Source organism: Clostridium sp. Ade.TY, from assembly GCF_000498355.1.
Taxonomy (GTDB): Bacteria; Bacillota; Clostridia; order Clostridiales; family Clostridiaceae; genus Clostridium.
Window position 1 is genome coordinate 1 of the sequence record NZ_AVSV01000036.1, and the last position, 19,795, is coordinate 19,795.

Annotated in this window: 16 protein-coding genes, 1 riboswitch and 1 other annotated feature; of the genes, 12 read left to right on the plus strand and 4 right to left on the minus strand. The window is 25.5% G+C overall.

What is annotated here, in order from left to right:
- Nucleotides 1–270 precede the first annotated feature (270 nt).
- The 7 genes from O212_RS0113830 (at nt 271) to ribE (O212_RS0113860) (ending at nt 8,126) form a co-directional block, all read left to right on the plus strand.
- On the plus strand, nt 271–1,686 hold the full coding sequence (locus tag O212_RS0113830) for an alanine/glycine:cation symporter family protein (RefSeq protein WP_024615691.1): 1,416 nt from the start codon (nt 271–273) through the stop codon (nt 1,684–1,686).
- Nucleotides 1,687–1,823: 137 nt separating this feature from the next.
- Nucleotides 1,824–2,366, plus strand: a complete 543-nt coding sequence (locus O212_RS0113835; protein ID WP_024615692.1) for a DUF6512 family protein — start codon at nt 1,824–1,826, stop codon at nt 2,364–2,366.
- Between the two features lie 39 nt (nt 2,367–2,405).
- Nucleotides 2,406–3,758, plus strand: coding sequence for a PHP domain-containing protein (locus tag O212_RS0113840; protein ID WP_024615693.1), 1,353 nt, complete (start codon nt 2,406–2,408; stop codon nt 3,756–3,758).
- A 100-nt stretch (nt 3,759–3,858) separates the two neighbouring features.
- Nucleotides 3,859–3,976: riboswitch (FMN riboswitch) on the plus strand.
- 349 nt (nt 3,977–4,325) lie between these two features.
- Complete coding sequence (gene ribD, locus O212_RS0113845) at nt 4,326–5,522, plus strand: bifunctional diaminohydroxyphosphoribosylaminopyrimidine deaminase/5-amino-6-(5-phosphoribosylamino)uracil reductase RibD (RefSeq protein ID WP_024615694.1); 1,197 nt, start codon at nt 4,326–4,328, stop codon at nt 5,520–5,522.
- 96 nt (nt 5,523–5,618) lie between these two features.
- Entirely contained in the window at nt 5,619–6,275 is a 657-nt protein-coding gene (gene ribE / locus O212_RS0113850) for a riboflavin synthase (RefSeq protein WP_024615695.1), read from the plus strand.
- A gap of 25 nt (nt 6,276–6,300) precedes the next feature.
- On the plus strand, nt 6,301–7,590 hold the full coding sequence (ribA, locus tag O212_RS0113855) for a GTP cyclohydrolase II (RefSeq protein ID WP_024615696.1): 1,290 nt from the start codon (nt 6,301–6,303) through the stop codon (nt 7,588–7,590).
- 74 nt (nt 7,591–7,664) lie between these two features.
- A complete protein-coding gene (gene ribE / locus O212_RS0113860) occupies nt 7,665–8,126 on the plus strand; it encodes a 6,7-dimethyl-8-ribityllumazine synthase (RefSeq protein ID WP_024615697.1) in 462 nt (153 codons plus the stop codon).
- A gap of 95 nt (nt 8,127–8,221) precedes the next feature.
- On the opposite strand, the gene O212_RS0113865 is transcribed toward ribE (O212_RS0113860), so the two are convergent.
- Nucleotides 8,222–9,463 carry a hypothetical protein gene (locus tag O212_RS0113865; protein WP_024615698.1) on the minus strand — a complete coding sequence of 414 codons (1,242 nt, stop codon included), beginning with the start codon at nt 9,461–9,463 and terminating at the stop codon, nt 8,222–8,224.
- 154 nt (nt 9,464–9,617) lie between these two features.
- Here O212_RS0113865 and O212_RS0113870 point away from each other — a divergent pair, with 154 nt between their 5' ends.
- Together O212_RS0113870 and brnQ are read left to right on the plus strand one after the other, a co-directional pair.
- Nucleotides 9,618–10,970, plus strand: coding sequence for a tetratricopeptide repeat protein (locus O212_RS0113870; RefSeq protein WP_024615699.1), 1,353 nt, complete (start codon nt 9,618–9,620; stop codon nt 10,968–10,970).
- A 196-nt stretch (nt 10,971–11,166) separates the two neighbouring features.
- Nucleotides 11,167–11,440: a binding site (T-box leader), on the plus strand.
- A gap of 197 nt (nt 11,441–11,637) precedes the next feature.
- A complete protein-coding gene (brnQ, locus tag O212_RS0113875; protein ID WP_024615700.1) occupies nt 11,638–13,020 on the plus strand; it encodes a branched-chain amino acid transport system II carrier protein in 1,383 nt (460 codons plus the stop codon).
- 48 nt (nt 13,021–13,068) lie between these two features.
- On the opposite strand, the gene O212_RS0113880 is transcribed toward brnQ, so the two are convergent.
- The gene (locus O212_RS0113880; RefSeq protein ID WP_024615701.1) at nt 13,069–14,091 is read right to left on the minus strand and encodes a polysaccharide deacetylase family protein; all 1,023 of its coding nucleotides are present in this window, start codon (nt 14,089–14,091) and stop codon (nt 13,069–13,071) included.
- Between the two features lie 154 nt (nt 14,092–14,245).
- On the minus strand, nt 14,246–14,470 hold the full coding sequence (locus O212_RS0113885; RefSeq protein WP_024615702.1) for a hypothetical protein: 225 nt from the start codon (nt 14,468–14,470) through the stop codon (nt 14,246–14,248).
- Nucleotides 14,471–14,692: 222 nt separating this feature from the next.
- Here O212_RS0113885 and O212_RS0113890 point away from each other — a divergent pair, with 222 nt between their 5' ends.
- Nucleotides 14,693–15,043, plus strand: coding sequence for a hypothetical protein (locus tag O212_RS0113890; RefSeq protein WP_024615703.1), 351 nt, complete (start codon nt 14,693–14,695; stop codon nt 15,041–15,043).
- A 258-nt stretch (nt 15,044–15,301) separates the two neighbouring features.
- Nucleotides 15,302–17,587 carry an EAL domain-containing protein gene (locus tag O212_RS16305; RefSeq protein ID WP_024615704.1) on the plus strand — a complete coding sequence of 762 codons (2,286 nt, stop codon included), beginning with the start codon at nt 15,302–15,304 and terminating at the stop codon, nt 17,585–17,587.
- A 57-nt stretch (nt 17,588–17,644) separates the two neighbouring features.
- On the opposite strand, the gene O212_RS0113900 is transcribed toward O212_RS16305, so the two are convergent.
- Nucleotides 17,645–19,066, minus strand: a complete 1,422-nt coding sequence (locus O212_RS0113900) for an amino acid permease (RefSeq protein ID WP_024615705.1) — start codon at nt 19,064–19,066, stop codon at nt 17,645–17,647.
- Nucleotides 19,067–19,286: 220 nt separating this feature from the next.
- Here O212_RS0113900 and O212_RS0113905 point away from each other — a divergent pair, with 220 nt between their 5' ends.
- Entirely contained in the window at nt 19,287–19,757 is a 471-nt protein-coding gene (locus O212_RS0113905) for a methylated-DNA--[protein]-cysteine S-methyltransferase (RefSeq protein WP_024615706.1), read from the plus strand.
- Nucleotides 19,758–19,795: the final 38 nt, after the last annotated feature.

Sequence of the window (19,795 nt, forward strand, 5' to 3'; positions counted from 1 at the left end):
ATATAGGAACTTTTTTGTTTTTTAATTTTTTGTATATTAAATAAGTTTTTATTTTAAAATTAAATTTAAAAAGGGTGAAAATTAAATATATCAATAATTAGTGAATAAACAATGTATATGACTTGCACAATGAAGAAAAAATAACCAATAAAAGTATATAAATTGTGTCTACAAAGTTAAAAAATGAATAAATTATAATTGTTTCTTGCATTTTCAAAGTTCTTATTATAAAATGAATTAAAAGTTTTTATTTTTAAGGGGGCTAAATAAATGGAAACATTAAATGGAATAATATCGAGTATAAATGATGTCCTGTGGACATATATTTTAATTGCAATGCTTATAGCATTAGGTATTTATTTTTCTTTTAGAACAAAATTTGTACAATTCAGATATTTAAAAGAAATGATAAGATTATTAGGAGATGGAATAACATCATCATCGAGAAAAGATAAAAAGAAGGGGAGTATTTCATCATTCCAAGCATTCTGTATAAGTACAGCATCAAGAGTTGGTACTGGAAATATTGCAGGTATTGCAATTGCAATTTCAGTTGGAGGACCTGGAGCAGTTTTCTGGATGTGGTTAATAGCGCTTATTGGGGCAGCTTCAAGCTTTGTTGAATCAACATTAGCACAAGTTTATAAGCAAAAAAATCCAGATGGTACATATAGAGGTGGTCCTGCTTATTATATGGAAAGAGGACTTAATAAAAGATGGATGGGCGTAGCCTTTTCAATACTTATTTCAATTTGTTTTGGATTAATATTTAATTCAGTACAAGCGAACACTATAACAATAGCATTTAATAATGCATTTGGTACAGATAGATTATTAGTTGGAATAGTAATAACTGTTATAACTTGTTTTGTAATATTTGGTGGAGTTACTAGAGTTGCAAAAGTTTCAGAAGTAATAGTTCCAGTTATGGCAGTAGCTTATATTGCAGTTGCTATATTTATAGTAATTATAAATATAAATGAAATACCTTCAGTTATATCATTAATATTCTCAAATGCTTTTGGATTTAGAGAAATAGCAGGTGGTACTATTGGTGGAGCTATGCTTATGGGAATTAAGAGAGGACTTTTCTCAAATGAGGCTGGTATGGGTAGTGCACCAAATGCAGCAGCAACAGCTGATGTAAGTCATCCAGTTAAACAAGGTTTAATTCAAACTTTAGGGGTATTTACAGATACAATAATAATTTGTAGCTGTACTGCATTTATGATACTTTTATCAAATACTAATTATATGGATAAGTCAGCCACTGGTATAATTCTTGCACAAAATGCATTAACAACAGAGCTTGGTTCATGGGCAGGAATATTTTTAGCTATTTGTATTTTATTATTTGCATTTAGTTCCATAGTAGGTAATTATTATTATGGTGAATCAAATATAGAATTTTTAAATGATAAAAAATATTTTTTAGTTATATATAGAGTATTAGTTATTGGAATGGTTTTATTTGGTTCAATTGCTGAGCTTCAAATAGTTTGGAATTTAGCTGATCTTTTCATGGGACTTATGGCAATACTAAACTTAATAGCTATAGCAATGCTTAGTAAAAAAGCATTTTTAGTCCTGAAAGACTATACAGAGCAAAAGAAATTAGGAATAAAGGAGCCATTATTTAGAGCTTCATCTATTCCAGGTTTAGAAAATGTTTCAGAATGGAAATAAGATTTAGGCATATAAAAAATAAATAAAGTAAATAATAAATTATGAAGTAATTTAAGATTTTAATAATACTTAGATTACTTCTTTTTTAATTTTAACTAAAGAATAATTTTAATGATATAAAATTAGGAGGTTTTTGTATGTATAAGTCATTGTCACCGCAAAAAAAATGGATTATAAAAGGGATTCCAATTTTATTTATAATAAGCGCATGTATACATTCTTCGTATAAATTATTAGAAGGAAATAAAATAGCAGCAGCTTTTCTTCCTATGAATGAAAGTATTTGGGAACATTTAAAAATGATTTTATTACCTATAATTTTATGGTGGAGTATTTATTATTTAGTAAATAGCAAAAGGTATAATATAAATAAAAAGAAGTGGTTTACTGGTGCTTTAGTTTCATTAATAGTTTCATTAATTACAATTCCTTTAATATATTATTTTTACACAGGAGCTTTTGGAGTTCAGTCAATTATTATGGATATTATATTATTATTTTTATCTATTTTATTTGGGCAGTTATTAGGGCTTTATGCATATACAAGATTTAGAGGAATAAATGCAAATTTTTGTATAGTAGTATTTATTGCTTTGATATTAATTTTTGTATTATGTACATATTTTACACCTAAAATACCTATATTTATGGATAGTGCAACTGGTAAATATGGAATGTAATGAATATAATAATAAATTATTTTTTAACAAATAATAAGTTTGTTAGGAGGTGATTTTATTATTAATAAAAAGTTATTTTTAAAATTAATATTAGTATTTATTTTATCAATAAATTTATCAATTTATATTTTTTCAATATCTGCAAATGCTAGTGAAATAAATTATGTTGATTATAAAGTAAAAATAACAAAAAAACATACTATGTTAAAAGTAGGATTAATGGAAGATATTATTGTAAAAATTAATCCAAATTTATCTAAACAGATTAACAAAGGAAATTTAATATGGAAATCATCAAATGAGGATATTGTTGAAGTTAATATGGAAGGTAAAATATTTGGAAAGAATATTGGGAAATCAAGAGTAACAGTTCAAACTAAGGATGGTAAGTATAGTGATTTTGTAGATGTTAAAGTTGTAAATGATATAGATTATAAAATATATAATCCATATAAAAATATAAACTGGAGTAAAGTGAAAACTTTAAAATCAAATTTGCATTGTCATACTAATAAAAGTGATGGTAAAAATACCATTCAAGAGGTAGTTGATGCTCATGAGAAGTTTGGATATGATGTCTTATCAATAACAGATCATAATAAAGTGACTTATCCATGGAATGATTCTAGTAAAGGTGATTCAAGCTTAAAAATGACAGAAAATTTAAAAGGAATACCAGGAAATGAATATTCATATAAAGGTCAACATCATATAAATGGTTATTTTGTAAAGAAAAATAAAAGTTATGAAAAAGAAGTAGATGTATTAAGACATATAGCAAGGCAAGGAGGATTATCACATTTTAATCATCCAGGAGGGTACAAAAAAGATTATATGTGGTACATAAATTTTTATAAAAGATTTAATAGTTTAATTGGGCTTGAAGTAATAAATAATAGAGATGGTTGTTCAAAAGATAGAATACTTTGGGATGATATTTTAACTGAAATGATTTATAAGAGAGATATATATGGCTTTGCTAATGCAGATTTACATAGACTAGATCACATAGAATCAAGTTATAATATGATGTTACTTAATAATGAATTTACCAATAGAAGATATAAAAATGCTATGAAGAATGGTGAATTTTATTTTGTTGCTAGAGTATGTGAAGAAAATAATAGAATGTACGATGATGCTGTTGATTCACCATTTATAACAAATATAGAAGTAGATAATAAAAATGACACTATAAAAATAGAAGGAAAAAATATAAAGAACATTGAATGGATTGGTTCAAATAGTAGATATATAGGAAATGGAGATATTTTAAAATTAAATGAAGTAACTCAAGCTGAACCTTATGTAAGAGCTGTAATAAAAGGTGATGGTGGGGTTGCTTTTACTCAGCCTTTTAAGATTATTGCAAGAGAGAAAATTATAAGTTAATTTAGTTAGATAAAAAGTTATTATTATGTAATTTTAAAAATGTGATAAATATTAATGGTTTACATTAAAAAATTACTATGTTATAATATTAACAAATTTAATATATCTTCAGGGCAGGGTGTAATTCCCTACCGGCGGTAAAGCCCGCGAGCTATTAATTTAGCAGATTCGGTGAAACTCCGAAGCCGACAGTATAGTCTGGATGAAAGAAGAGAAATAATAATTAAGTATTTTTATATTATAATTTAATTAATAATAGTTTTATGTAAAAAAATTATTAATCAATAGTATAATTTTAATTTTGTATTTTAGCTCTGAAATATTTATATTTCAGAGTTTTTTAATTTTATACTTGAGAAGTTCCATTATAAATTTATATTTTACTATTAAGTATTAGTTAGTTGTATTTATAATAAGTTTATTTTAGAATAATTTTTAATATATAAAACTTAATTGTTTATATGTAGAAGTCATAACCAAATTAATTTAAGGCCCTGAGAAATTTTCTCAGGGCTTTTTTTATACCCTAAAGATTTATTAAAAATCTAAAAGAGAGAGATGATGCTAATGGATGAAAAGTATATGAAATTAGCTATGGAGCTAGCAAAAAAAGGAGAGGGAAAAGTTAATCCAAATCCTTTAGTTGGAGCAGTTATTGTAAAAGATAAAGAGGTGATTGGCAAAGGGTATCATAAAATATTTGGTGGCAATCATGCGGAAGTTGAAGCTTTTAATAGTTTGGATAATGAAAGTTATGGAGCAACTATGTATGTAACATTAGAACCTTGTTCTCATTATGGAAAAACACCACCTTGTGTGGATAAAATTATTGAAAATAAAATTTCAAAAGTTATTATAGGGTGCTTAGACCCAAACCCTATAGTTAAAGGTAATGGGTTAAAAAAACTGAAAAGTGCTGGTATTGAAGTTGAGATTAGTAAATTAGAAGATAAATGCAAAAGTTTAAACGAAGTATTTATGAAATATATAAGTAGTAAAAAGCCTTTTGTAGTTTTAAAAACAGCTATGTCATTAGATGGAAAAATATCAACATATACAGGTGAGTCAAAGTGGATAACTGGAGAAAATTCAAGAAAATCTGTGCATAAGTTAAGAAATAAATATATGGGAATAATGGTTGGCGTTAACACTGTAATTAAGGATAATCCGGAGCTTACGTGTAGATTAGAAAGTGGAAATAATCCTGTAAGAATTATAGTTGATAGTACACTCAGAATTCCAATGAATTCTAAAGTTATTTTAAATAATAAAAACTTATATGACTTAAATATATTAAAGAAAATTAATGGTGAATTAGAAAATAGTAGAGATTATTTTAGAGTTGATAATAATTTATCCTTTAATAATAAAAAAAGTTTAAAAAATATAACTATAATTGCAACAACTAATAAAGCAGATAAAGAAAAAATAAAGCTTTTAGAAAGTAAAGGTATTTTAGTTATAATTACAAAACAAAAAAATAATAAGGTAGATTTAAATGATTTAATGATTAAACTTGGAAGGCTTAACATAGATAGCATTTTACTTGAAGGCGGGTCAGAATTAAATTTTTCTGCTATAAATGAAAAAATAGTAGATAAAGTTATTTGCTATATAGCTCCTAAAATAATTGGAGGAACTTTGGCAAAGACTCCTATAGGTGGACAAGGAATAGGAAAATTAATTGATGCAATAAATATTAAAAATATGAGTTTAAAAAGTATAGGTGAAGATGTAGTAATTGAAGGATACATAGAAGGATAAAAAAGGAATAAGTTTAGTATTTAATTTTTATTACACTAATCTTAAATAAAAGAAGTTATTCAAAATATTTATATAAATATTTTTTTGAGGTGAAATATGTTTACTGGGATTATTGAAGAAATAGGAGAAATTAAATCTATAAAAAGTGGTATTAAGTCATCAAAGCTTTTAATAAAAGCAAGTAAGGTTTTAAAAAATACTAAAATTGGAGATAGTATTGCAACAAATGGAGTATGCCTTACAGTTACAAATATAAATAAAGATATTTTTGAAGCTGATGTTATGGCAGAAACTTTAAGAAGAAGTAATTTAGGAAGTTTAAAAAGTGGAAGTAAGGTAAATCTTGAAAGAGCATTAACACTAGAGAGTAGACTCGGTGGACATATAGTTAGTGGTCATATTGATGGAACTTCTAAAATAATATCATTTTTAAAAGAGGATAATGCGACTTGGGTAACATTAAGTGCAGATAAAAATATTCTTAAATATATTATTTTTAAAGGTTCGATTACGATAGATGGAGTAAGCCTTACTGTAGCTTATGTAGATGATGAAGTTTTTAAAGTTTCTATAATACCTCACACTGGGTGTGAAACTAATTTATTAAATAAAAAGGTTAATGAAACAGTTAATATTGAGTGTGATTTAATTGGAAAATATGTTGAAAAGTTATTAGGGTTAAATAAAAAATTTGAAGAAAAAAAATATGGTTCTATAAGTGAAGAATTACTTAGAAATAATGGATTTATATAAAAATTATAAAAATGGAGTGATAAAGATGTTTGAGTTTAATAGTATTGAAGAAGCAATAAAAGATATAAAAGAAGGAAAAATAGTTATAGTTATTGATGATGAAGATAGAGAAAATGAGGGCGATCTTTTAATGGCTGCTGAAATGGTTACAGGTGAATCTATAAATTTTATGGCAAAGCAAGGTAAGGGACTTATATGTATGCCAATTGAGAAAAAAATTGCAGAGAATTTAAAATTTCATCCAATGGTTTCAAATAATACAGATAATCATGAAACAGCTTTTACTGTCTCAATAGATCATAAAAATACTACAACAGGAATTTCAGCATTTGAAAGAGCTTTTACTATAAAAAAAGTTTTAGAGAGTAATAATTGTGATGATTTTAGAAGACCAGGACATGTATTTCCATTAGTTGCAAAGGAAGATGGTGTATTAGAAAGGTTAGGACATACAGAGGCAGCAGTTGACTTAGCAAAACTTTCAGGGTTTAAGGGAGCAGGAGTTATTTGTGAAATAATGGGTGATAATGGAGAGATGATGAGAACAAGAGAGCTTATAGAGTTTTCTAAAAATTTTGGATTGAAAATTATTACAATAGCTGATTTGGTTAAATACAGGAAAGAAAATTTAGAAGTATATAAAGAAAAATACAAAACTTTTAAAAATGTTATTGAAAAAGAAATTATTTGTGATAGTAAAGATTTTGAAAATAATAAAAGTAATTTTATTGTAGAAAGAGTTGTAGAAACTAAAATGCCAACACGATATGGTGAGTTCGTAATGTATGGCTTTATAAATAAATTAAATGGAGAGCATCACGTTGCATTAGTTAAAGGGGATATAAGTGATGGAAAAGATATTTTAGCAAGAGTTCACTCAGAATGTTTAACAGGAGATGCATTGGGTTCAAAAAGGTGTGATTGTGGCGAGCAATATGATGCAGCAATGAAAAAAATATCAGAAGAAGGAAGAGGAATACTTCTTTATATGAGACAAGAAGGAAGGGGAATAGGTCTTATAAATAAATTAAAGGCTTATGCACTTCAAGATGAGGGATATGATACTGTTGAGGCAAATATAAAACTTGGATTTAAAGCTGATATGAGGAAGTATGATGTAGCTGCTGATATATTTAAGGACTTAGGAGTTAAAAGTATAAGACTTATGACAAATAACTTAGATAAAATATATAGTTTAGAAAAAGAAAATATAGAGGTAATAAAAAGAGTTCCAATACAAATGAATCATAATGAAAATAATGAATTTTATTTAATAACTAAAAAAGAAAAAATGAATCACCTTTTAAATTATTAAATTAAATTTAAAAGTTATTATGAATTTAAAAAAGTAAATTTTATAAGATTAATAAAACTAGGGAGGAATTTATAATGAAAGTATTAGAAGGTAATTTAGTAGCAAGTGAGTTAAAGGTTGGTATAGTAGTTGCAAGATTTAATGAATTTATAGTATCAAAATTATTAGGGGGAGCGTTAGATGGACTTAAAAGACATGGAATGAATGAAGAAAATATAGATATTGCTTGGGTTCCAGGAGCATTTGAAATACCACTTATAGCAAAGAAAATGGCGAAGAAGGAAAAGTATGATGCTATTATATGTTTAGGTGCAGTTATAAAGGGTTCAACACCTCATTTTGATTATGTATGTTCAGAAGCTTCAAAAGGAATAGCACAAGTATCAATGCAAACAGAAAAGCCAATTATATTTGGGGTATTAACTACTGATACAATAGAACAAGCTATTGAAAGGGCTGGAACTAAAGCAGGAAATAAAGGTTATGATGCAGCAGTATCAGCCATTGAAATGGCAAATTTATTGAATAATATTTAAGAATATTTATAAAAAAGACTATAACTTTAAATTAGAATTTATTCTGTGTTAATGAATTAAAAAAAGTTATAGTCTTTCTTATATTTAATTAGTTATTAGGATTTTCTACCAACAGATGTATTATCACAAGTTCTGTCTTGAAATTCTGGAATTGGATTTTTGTCAATTTCAAAACGATAATCTTCTTTATTTTTACAAATGTAATCATTAATTACATTATGACTTGGCACAATATTATCTGAACTATTAACTATATTTTGGAACTTACAGAAATCACTAGTAGAAGAAATTTTAGAAACATTAATATATTGTTCTTTATCTGAAGTTTCATTTACTGTTTCTTTTAATATGTTTCTTACGTAGTCAACATTTGGTCTAAGTTCAAGAAGCTCAGGAAATTCACCATTTGGAATAACTTGTTGCCACTCTTTGTTTTCATATTTTTTAAGCAATTCTGCTGCTTTATGTAATTGAGAAATTTCCATATATAAATTTTCTTCCCATAAGGCTTTTATGTATGGATCTTTTTCAGTAATGTAACATGAGTAATATAAATAACATTCAGTATATTCATGGTTTAGAAGATTTTCAAGCCAAGTACAATTAGGGTCAAGTAAGCTTTCATAATGACTTACATGTTGCTCTTCTATTAATCCAATTTCTTGATATAATTTTCTTCCTATATCTTCTTTAGATGTATTAGAAACATTCATATAATAATTCATAGTTTGTTGTTCTGCAGCAGTTATAATAGATACATTTAGTTTTGTAATAGGATTAGCTTTAGAGTTATCTATAAAGCGTTTAACATTATCAAACGGATAACGATGTTCTGATATTGTTGGGCGTCCTGGCATGATTTCAGTAAATCCTCCAACTAGATGTTCAGCGCGTATACCTTCTTTCATTTCTAAAAGATCTGCATAACGATATAAGTGATCAAAATCTTCTAATAAAGCAAAATCTAAGGCTTTTTTTACATATGGATCTGGTTCTCTTTGAGCTAAAACAGCAGTTAAATCAACAGCTAATTGCTCATAACTAATTGTATGTTCAAGTGTTGATTCATTTTTAGGTTTTAAATTTGATATCTTCATTTGTTGTTGTTTTTCAATACGACGGGTAAGCGCAAGTTCTCTACGAAGATCATTGTTGTTACAATGTCTAGCAAATTGATGTGAGAACCAATTTGCCTCAAATTCTGCTCCATTCATAAGAATTATTCGAGTTTTAGTATATGGATCTACTTCATATTTATTATAAGGTTTTGGATAAATATTATCCCAGTTTTCAAATGTATTCCAAAGATCCATAGGTTTTTCATTAAATGGATTCATATCTATAATTTTACCTCCATAATCTAAGATTTAGTTTTCATTATTATTGTTACATAAGTTATATTAAATATGCACTATTAATACAAGTAAAATGTTTACAAAATATTGATGTAATGTTAATATTTAAATGGGTTTAAAGTGGAAGGGGATAAAAATGAAAATATTAAAAAGTATTGGGATTATTTTATTGTATATTATATGCTTAATAGCATATATGTTTTTAAGTGTGCTATTAAATTTTAGAGATAATATAATATTATCTGGAATATTAATAGCTATTTTTTTAGTAATAATATTAAAGCAAGGAATTAATGTATTTAAGAGATATAAAGGAAATAGTGTAAAGGTAAATTTTTTAAAATTAATTCTTAATATAATAGTTTTATTTATTTTATTTACATCAGTAGTTATGTTTAATGATACTTATAAAATGGAAGATAAAAGTGTTTCTTTATATGCAACAATTTTAAAATCAGAAGGTGAATCTGAAGAGTATAATAATAAATTTAAATCTTTAGATTATAAAAGTAATAAAATATTTTATACAGAAAAACAAGAATCAATTATAGATTTAATAAAACAATATATTGATGAAGGAAATAAGAAAAATATAAAGATTTTTGGTGATTTTGATACGAGTACATTAAGTATTAAATTGGATTATGATAAAGATGTATTTTATACAAGAAGTGATAACGATAAAGTTGGTGGATATTATCTTGTACATGCTAATAGCATGTATTTAAGTGTTGAAGATCCTTATAAAGATGTGTTACTTGGATATAATTTAAAAAATAACTTTAAATTTAAAGAAACTTTTTTACATGAGTATACACATCATATAGTCTATGAATTCATGGAAAAAAATAATATAGATATAAGCAAAGTTCCAATTTGGTTTATAGAAGGAATATCTGAATATGTTGGAACATCAGGTAATACTTTATATGAACCTGAAAAGATTTTAAGTTTTGATAAATTAAGCAATGAGGAAGATTGGAATGAAAGTTTAAAAGATGCTTATGTATATCTTCAAAGTAATTATGCTGTAAGTAAAATTGCAAATGAAAATGGAGACAGTATAATAAAAGATATACTATTAAATATTAAAGATATGGATTTTGATGAGGCTTTTAATAATGCAACAGGAATGGAATTTAAAGAGTTTGAAAAAATGTTTATAGAAGATTTTAAAAATGGATTTGTTGAATATTATGATTTAATTAAATACGAAGATAATGATATAAATGATGAAATAAGAGCAAAATGTTATGAAAAATACTTAGAGAGTAATGATAATATTGAAGCATATAAAATTTTATCAAATATATATAATTATAGTTTTAATAATTATGAAGATGCAGTAAAGACAATAAAAAAAGGAATAAAAAAATATCCAACGAATGCAGAACTTTGGAGATATCTTGCTATAATTTATGAAGAAAATGGTAAATGTGATTTGGCTGAGGAAGCTTTTGCTAAGGAAAAGGAATTTTTGAAAAAATAAGATATTTAATTTTAATAATCGTTTTATTAAAATTAATTTTAGTTAAGGATAGAGATGAATTTGAAACAAATTAGTTAAATTGTTTTTAATTTAATAGATAATATTAGAAAAAAACAAAGTATATTTAAAAAATTAAATGAATAGTTGACAAGTTGGAAAATAAAGTATAATATATATTTAAATTTTAAAAAAATTTATAAATTCTATGATGAGAAAAAGTAAGTTATATAATTGTTCTACAGAGAGTTGGCATCTTGCTGCAAGCCAATGTTCGATGTATTTCTGAAAATCATCTCTGAGAAGTAAAGCTGAACATTAATTTAGTAAGTTTTATCGGATTTTCACCGTTACAGGAAAAACGTATTAAGATGTACGTATTTAAGGTGCTATAAGCATATTTAATTTATAAGAAAATTATAATATATGTTTATAGAATTAGGGTGGTAACGCGATTTAACCTCGTCCCTTTTATTAGGGACGGGGATTTTTTATTTTCTTATAAGTTTTGTTTATATTTTAAAATAATAAATTTTGTAAATTTAAGTAAAAGCTTAGAGAAAGTATTATATTAATTATTAAAAATTAAAAGGGGGCATTTTTTATGGATATAGAAGGCGAGATACAACTAGAATGATTTGTAAAATTTAATTAATTGGGGGCGTTTTTAATGAAAAATTTATCAAAAAAAGATTTAGTATTAGTAAGCTTAATGCTTTTCTCATTATTTTTTGGAGCAGGAAATTTAATTTTTCCACCATTTTTAGGACAATCAGCTGGAGTTGATACTTGGATAACTATGATTGGTTTCTTAGTTACATCAGTGGGGTTTCCTATCTTGGGTGTTGTTGCAGTTGCAAAATCATCAGGATTGTATAATTTAGCAAGTAGAGTTAGTCCTTTATTTGCAACAGTATTTACTATTCTTATTTATCTTTCAATTGGTCCAGGACTTGGTATACCAAGAGCAGGTAGTTTACCATTTGAGATGGCAGTAAGACCATATTTACCAGAAGGTTTTGTATCTCATGGATTAGCATTATTTATTTATACATTTATATTTTTTTCAGTAGCTTATTGGCTTTGTTTAACACCGTCTAAATTAGTAGATCGTATGGGAAAAGTTTTAACTCCAACATTATTAATTTTGATTTTTTCAATATTTGTAGCTAGTATTTTTAAACCTTTAGGAGCTTATGGAGAAGTAACAGGTGAATATATTAAATCACCTTTAGTAAGTGGATTCTTAGAAGGATATATGACTATGGATACAATTGCAGCATTAAATTTTGGTATTGTTATTTATCTTGTAATTAAACAAAAAGGAATTAAAGAGGAGAAGGCAATTGTAAGAAATTCAGTAAAGGCTGGAATTTTTGCAGGTGGACTTTTAATTTTAATTTATTCAATGCTTGCTCATTTAGGAGCAGCAAGTGGTGGAAGATTTGGAGCAACTGAAAATGGAGCTCAAACTTTATCAAATATTATGTTATATCTTTTTGGAGATATGGGAGCTGTACTGCTTGCAGTAATTTTTACATTAGCATGTCTTACAACTTGTGTTGGACTTATAACATCATGTAGTCAATATTTTGTAACATTAAATTCAAAGGTAACTTATAAAACCTGGGTTAGAGTATTGGCATTATCAAGTATGATTCTTGCTAATATGGGACTTACAAAAATTTTAAGTATATCTGTTCCAGTGCTTGATGCAATTTATCCAGTTGCAATAGTTTTAATTTTACTTGCAATGTTTGATAAATTTTTAAAAGGAAATAGGTTAATTTATTCTGTAACAGTATTTATTACAGCTTTTGTAAGTATTATTTATTCTTTAAGTAATACGAAATTAAATATTTTATTCCTTCAAAATATGGTTAAATGGTTACCTCTTTATGCAGAAGGATTAGGGTGGGTTTTTCCAGCACTTTTTGGAGCCTTTCTAGGAGTTGTATTAACATTAGTTAAATACAAAGTTAATAGTAATAAAGTAGTTTTAGAAAAAGAAATTAGTGATGAAAAATCAGTTTTAAAAGAATTAGAACTTTAAAAATAATTAAAAAGAGTTGCTATTTTAGCAACTCTTTTATATGTAAATTTATTTTATTGTTCTAAATTCAAATCCTTTATCTTTAAAATATTCAATTATTTGAGGTAAAGCTTTTGCTGTTTCAGCTTTTCCATAAGTATCATGCATTAACACTACAACACTATCTGCATTTGGACCAAGTTCATTAACGCTTTTCTTTAAGAAATTAACTAATTCAGGTGCATTTTTCTTTTTACCTTCAGCATCACCATTTAATGCATTCCAATCAATGTTGCTTATATTAAGTTCAATCATTTTTTTCTTAAATGGTTCTCTACCATTCCATGACCAATATCCTCCAGGTAATCTAATGACTCTAGTTGAAAAATCTTTTCCTAATACGCTTTTCATAAGGTCATCATTTTTTTTGAAATCTTTTAGCATATTACTTACATTCATAGTTCTACCTGGATATAAATAATCATAATCATGGCTATAACTGTGATTTGCAATGGCATGTCCATTTTTAGCAATTTCTTTTAAAAGTTCTTTTGCTGTATTATTAGCAGCCAAAGATTTTCCCATTATAAAGAATGTACCTTTAACATTATACTTGTCCAAAGTCTTAAGGACTGTTGGTGTATTTGTAGTTGATGGACCATCATCAAAAGTTAAGTAAACAACTTTTTTACCATCAGTTCTAACTGGGTATTGTTTAGTTCCAGTTAGCAAATCGTTTGTATTTTTTGCAACTATTTTTGCATCGTCAGCATTTGGATCATCTTTTAAAGATAAATATCCACTATTATGTATCTTAACTTCTTCTTTTTTATTAGAAGAAGGATCCTTACTATTAATATCTTTACCGTTATCTTTACTGTTATCAGTATTTTTACTTGAAGAAGCTTTAGGTTTTGCCTCTTTATTTTCAGCTTTAACTATTTCGTTATCAGAACCTTTTTTATTTAAAATTAAAAATAATGGAATAGAAACAATTAATATAGTAATAAATGAAAGAGAAATTATTTTTCTTCGTCTCATTTCTTTTTTTCTTTTTATTATTTTTGATTTTCTGTTATTAGAACTTCTCATTACAATATCCCCCTTACTTTCATACTTAAACTATATATTATCTATTAAGATTAATAGTTACATAAGGGTTAATTTTTGGATACAATTGTTGAAAATTAAACTAAAATCTCTTATTTTAAAAGAGTTTAGTTTAATTTAGTAGAATATGTAGTAATTATTTTGTTTTAATAGAAATAGAGCTAGTTCTACTACGAGCTTTTATAACTGGAGTTTCTTCATCATTACTTGAATTATTATTAGATAAAACATTAAATGTAAAAATTGATATGGTAGTTAAAATCACAAAAAATGTAATTCGTCTTCTTCGAAGCATTTTTTTTCTGTAAAGAAATTTTTTTTTGTTAATTATTTTAGCTTTTGTATTTTGGCTTTTATACAATTAAAGCTCCTCCTTGGATATAACTTTTATGTAATTAAGTAAATAATTATTAATATATAATTAATAATTACGTATTTGATTACATTATAAATAAAATATGAAAAATTTACACAAGTAAATTATGGTAATTTAAAAGGTGTATAATAATGAATAAAAATAAGGAATAAAATATTAAAATTTGAATATATTTTAACTGATAATAAGTGTAATAGAAGGTATTACATGAAAGTAAAAACCTTTTTTATTAAAAAGAACATTTATACAATTGATGATAATAGAAATAATGTAAATTCAATTAGATTTAGAAAATGTCATATGGATGGTAAAGAAGTTTATGAAGTAATGTATACTTTCATTAATAAAGGATTTTTTTCTTATAAGTATGAAACTTTAAATGATTATGAAAAGATTATAATTATACATGAAAAACTCAAAAATATTGTTACAAATGGAACTTTTAGATATGTAAGTAGTTCAATAGAAGATATTTTAAATTTTATAAAAAAGACATATAGTATTGATGAGTATAAGGCAATAAGTAAAAAAATTAATGAATGTAAATATAATCTTTAATTTGACTAATTGAAAAATATGATGAAATATATCAATATCATTTTATAAAAAATCATCTTAAAAGAAGATGATTTTTTTATTTATATATTTTAAAACTATATTTTATGGTGGAATATATAACAAATTTATTGAAATGGTAAATTTAGTTAACCTTTTGTTAGTATTTATTTTTAATAAGGAAAAAAATAAATAACTTTGGTATTATATTTATGAAAGTCTATTTTATAGTGCTAGTTAACTGACTTAGGGGGAATTAAATTGAAGATAATAAGAGAGTTAAGAGCCTTTTTTGCTATTAATTTAATATTAGTATTTACTTTATTAATGTGTGAATATATATTCTCTAGAGCAATTATCAATAGGATAGATGAAAAATGTTATTTGAGCTATAGTCAACAAATAGAAAAATTATCCAAAGGAACATTTGATGGTTTAAACGAGCTTGTAGAAGACTTTGCAACTAATGAAGCACTAATAAAATTAATGGATAAAAAGGAACCTTATGAGAAAAAAGAAAAAAATATTATGAATACAATAAGGTATGCAAAAGGGTTATTAATAGCAACAAGTTTTGTAAAATCAATAGATATTATAGATAAAGGAGATAAAGAATTATATAGTTCTACAGGAGAACATTATAATTTTGATATGGAAACTAGGCCATGGTTTAAAGAAGCTTATAAAGAATCTTTAGCAGGAAAGAAAGTAATTATGACTCCTATGCATAAAGATTTTTTTAATGGGAGATATACAGTAGCAATAGTTTCTTTTATAAAGAATGGTAATAATAAAATAATTGGTTGTGTAATTTTAAATACTTATATGGATGCTCTTACAAAGTATATGGAAAATTTATATGGTGACAATGGAAATGTAAAAATATATGTAAAATTACTTAATGGAAATTATTATGGATATTCAGATGGGATAAAGACACTTGATGAAATAAAGTCTAATAAAAATAATTTTATTGTACAAAATAAAGACGTACTTTTTGCATATAATAAAAATTCTACATTGCTTCATAGAACAATGAGCAAAGTAAACAGAGTAAATTTATTTATGTTTTTAATATTCGTAATTGCAACTATTATAACCTTTTTTATTGTAAAAAAGAAAATTTTAGAATCAATTATTTTTAATATATCAAAATTAAAAAATATATTAAAGCAACTAAATAAATATGATGAAAAAGTTTTTGAAAGCAAAAAAGGATTTGAGCAATTAGATTTTATAGTTAATGCTTTTGATAATGCAATCAATGAAAAAGCTAAAGAATATATACAATATGATTCTCTTACTAAGGTTTTAAATAGAAGAGGGTTAGAAGAAGTATTTAATAAAGAAATTAAAGGTGAAGAAAGTGTTGCTATAATATTTATAGATTTAAATAAGTTTAAGAATATAAATGATGTATATGGACATTTAATTGGTGATCAATTTTTAAAAGAATTTTCAGAGTTGTTAAAAAAAGCATTTTTAGGCAAAGGACTTTTATCAAGGATTTCAGGTGATGAATTTATAGTTTTATATAAGAATTTTTCAACTGATAAGGAGTTAAAAGATTTTTATAACAAAAATGTAGTTGATTTATTTAAAAGAGTAAAATTAATTAATAATAAATTTTCTGTAAGCTTTTCAGCAGGTGTAGCAGTATATCCTAAGGATGGTACTGATTTAAGTGATTTAATAAAGAAAAGTGATTATATGATGTATACAAATAAAAAGAAAGGAATACTTAATGAATTAGTATTTTTTGATGATGAAGTATATAAAGAAATAGAAGAAGAGGAAACTATATCAATAGAATTAGGACAAGCTATAAAAAATAAAGAGTTAACAATGAAGTATCAACCAATAGTAGATAGAAATAAAAAAATTATAAAAGTAGAAGCATTAATGAGATGGAATAATAAAAAATTAGGAAATGTTCCACCTGATAAATTTATTACAATAGCAGAAGAAAATAGGGATATAATTAAGATTGGTTATTGGGCAATAAATAAAATATGTCAAGATATAAATACATTAAAGGAATATGGTATTGATGATTTAATTGTTAATGTTAATGTTTCTGCAATTCAACTTTTAGAAAATAATTTTGCTTATAAAGTAAAACTAATATTAGAAAAGAATAGAATAAGCTGTAATAAATTATGCATCGAAATTACAGAATCTGTTATGATTGAAGAAGATGAAGTATCATTAGAAAATTTAAGTTTATTAAAGAAATTTGGATTTAAGCTATCCTTAGATGACTTTGGAACAGGGTATACTTCTTTTGCATATTTAAAAAAATTTAAAGGTGAATCTTTAAAAATAGATAAAACATTATTAGATGATGCAAAGGACGATGAATATAGAATTATAAGAAGCATAAAAGAGATAGGAAATGAATTAGATTTTAAAACAGTTATTGAAGGTGTTGAAACTAAAAAACAATTTATAGCATTAAAAAATATTGGATGTGATTTATTTCAAGGATATTATTTTTCAAAACCTATTGATTTAGATGAATTAAAATCACTTATAAAGAAACATTAAGGAGTTTAATTATATAAAAAAAGGAGCTAAATTTTTAGCTCCTTTTTTATATTTAAATTATACTAATCCTTTTTGTCTTCTTTCTCTTTCAGCAAGTTTTGGCATTATTAATCCAAGTCCAACTAAAACGAAAGGAGTTATAATATTTAAAATTAATTGGAAAGTATTTTCTGAATACATACCACCTATACAAGCAAAAGCTGTAAAGAAGAAGCACCATGCTCCCATAAATATTCCAAGTCCCTTACTCTTTGTAAAACGGTATTCTGATTGGAATTTATCTCCGGCTTTCTTTAATGCAATGTAAGCTACAAATACCCATAAGTAACGTAATGGCATACAAACAGCATTTAATTTAACTAACCATTTAACTATAGCATCAACATTTCCTATTCCAAATGCAGGAATTATAATTAGTATTGAAACAATTATAGCAATTAATATATTACCATTTATAAATGCACCATGTTCATTTTGTTTAAGTAATTTTGATGGTATAAATTGTTCATCAGCATTTTCAAGTAAAATACGTAATGGAGCATCAATTGATAATATTAAAGTTGAAACTTGTCCAATAACGTTTGTTATAGCATAAATTACAACGAATGTATTTCCGATTCCGTAATATTCACCAAGTTTTTGGAATGCATAGTAAGCACCATTAGTTAATAGGTCTTTAGGTACATTGTTTGAATTAAACATCATACCAAGTGAGATAGTTCCTAAAATAGCACATACAGCAACCATAATTGCTAAAGCAATCATACCTTTTGGGAATCCTTTTGATGGATTGTCCATTTTGTTTACATAAGGTGAAATTTTTTCACATCCTCCAACAGCAAATACTAATATTGAAAGACTAGTAAAATACTTAACATCAAATGTAGGCATGAATGTTTTAAATGACCAATCAATATTTATTAATTTAGCATCAGTAATAGCAGGTGCTGCTATCATAAGAAGAATAAATAAAATTGACATAATAAACATTGATGTACCAGCAATAGTTGTAATTCTCTTTAAAGGTTTTATACCTTTTGAAGCAACCCATATTCCAATTAAGAATATGATTAAACAAAGTGTTTGTAGAACAACTGGATTTAAAGCACTAACTCCGTTATTTTGGAATATAGCCCAAAAACCAGCAATAATAGCGCCTTGTGGTTTTTGAGAAATATAAGGTAAATGTACAACCCAATAAGTCCAACCAGCGTAATATGCAAGTCTAGGTCCAATAGTTTCATTAATCCATGAACTTACACCACCACCTAAATCTTTAAAAGCAGAACCAAGTTCACCTACCATTAAAGCATAAGGTACAAAGTAAATAGCAAAAATAAGAATCCATGATACTATAGCCTTTAATCCACCAAATTCTGAGAATCCATTAACTACGTTTCCGAATCCCCAAACAGCAGAGAATGCCATAAGAGCAAGGCTATACCACATAATTTTTTTAGTTTCTTTAGTTCCTTCCATTTAAACTCCCCCGATTTTTAATTTTCTGTTGTGAATAAATACTGTATAATTTCTTTTTGTGTATATCATATTTGAATGATATATTTAAATGCATTAAAATAATTTTAATATAACGTATACAAATAGTCAAGGACATTTGTATATTATAGGCGAACAATTGTGGAAAACATATGTCTCTAATAGAAAAAGTTTGAATATTACTAAAAAGGAGAGATAGTAAATGATTAATACATATTGTTATGATACAAAATTGGGAGAAATCACTATTGTTGAAGAAAATGATTTTATAACAAAAATTTATTTTGGAAATAGTAAAGAGATAAATGCAAATTATATAGAAACGGAATTGATAAAAGATACTAAAAAGCAATTAGAAGAATATTTAATTGGAAATAGAAAAATATTTGATTTACCTATTAATCCAAAAGGTACAAAATTTCAAAGTGATGTTTGGAAATCACTTATAAAAATTCCCTATGGAAAAACAGTAAGTTATAAGGAAATTGCAATTTCTATTGGAAATGAAAAAGCTTCAAGAGCAGTTGGAATGGCAAATAATAAAAATCCAATACTTATAATAATTCCTTGTCATAGGGTGGTTGGGTCAAATGGGAAATTGATAGGTTATGCAGGTGGACTTTATATAAAGAAGAAACTTTTAAGTATAGAAAAAGAAAACTTTAATAAATAAATTCTTATAAGCCATAATTGTGACATAATTTTATAAAA

Coding starts and splice junctions, on each gene's coding strand:
- O212_RS0113830 (WP_024615691.1), top strand. CDS start 271: ATGGAAACATTAAATGGAATAATATCGAGTATAAATGATGTCCTGTGG.
- O212_RS0113835 (WP_024615692.1), top strand. CDS start 1,824: ATGTATAAGTCATTGTCACCGCAAAAAAAATGGATTATAAAAGGGATT.
- ribD (WP_024615694.1), top strand. CDS start 4,326: ATGGATGAAAAGTATATGAAATTAGCTATGGAGCTAGCAAAAAAAGGA.
- ribE (WP_024615695.1), top strand. CDS start 5,619: ATGTTTACTGGGATTATTGAAGAAATAGGAGAAATTAAATCTATAAAA.
- ribA (WP_024615696.1), top strand. CDS start 6,301: ATGTTTGAGTTTAATAGTATTGAAGAAGCAATAAAAGATATAAAAGAA.
- ribE (WP_024615697.1), top strand. CDS start 7,665: ATGAAAGTATTAGAAGGTAATTTAGTAGCAAGTGAGTTAAAGGTTGGT.
- O212_RS0113865 (WP_024615698.1), bottom strand. CDS start 9,463: ATGAATCCATTTAATGAAAAACCTATGGATCTTTGGAATACATTTGAA.
- O212_RS0113870 (WP_024615699.1), top strand. CDS start 9,618: ATGAAAATATTAAAAAGTATTGGGATTATTTTATTGTATATTATATGC.
- brnQ (WP_024615700.1), top strand. CDS start 11,638: ATGAAAAATTTATCAAAAAAAGATTTAGTATTAGTAAGCTTAATGCTT.
- O212_RS0113880 (WP_024615701.1), bottom strand. CDS start 14,091: ATGAGAAGTTCTAATAACAGAAAATCAAAAATAATAAAAAGAAAAAAA.
- O212_RS0113890 (WP_024615703.1), top strand. CDS start 14,693: ATGAAAGTAAAAACCTTTTTTATTAAAAAGAACATTTATACAATTGAT.
- O212_RS0113900 (WP_024615705.1), bottom strand. CDS start 19,066: ATGGAAGGAACTAAAGAAACTAAAAAAATTATGTGGTATAGCCTTGCT.
- O212_RS0113905 (WP_024615706.1), top strand. CDS start 19,287: ATGATTAATACATATTGTTATGATACAAAATTGGGAGAAATCACTATT.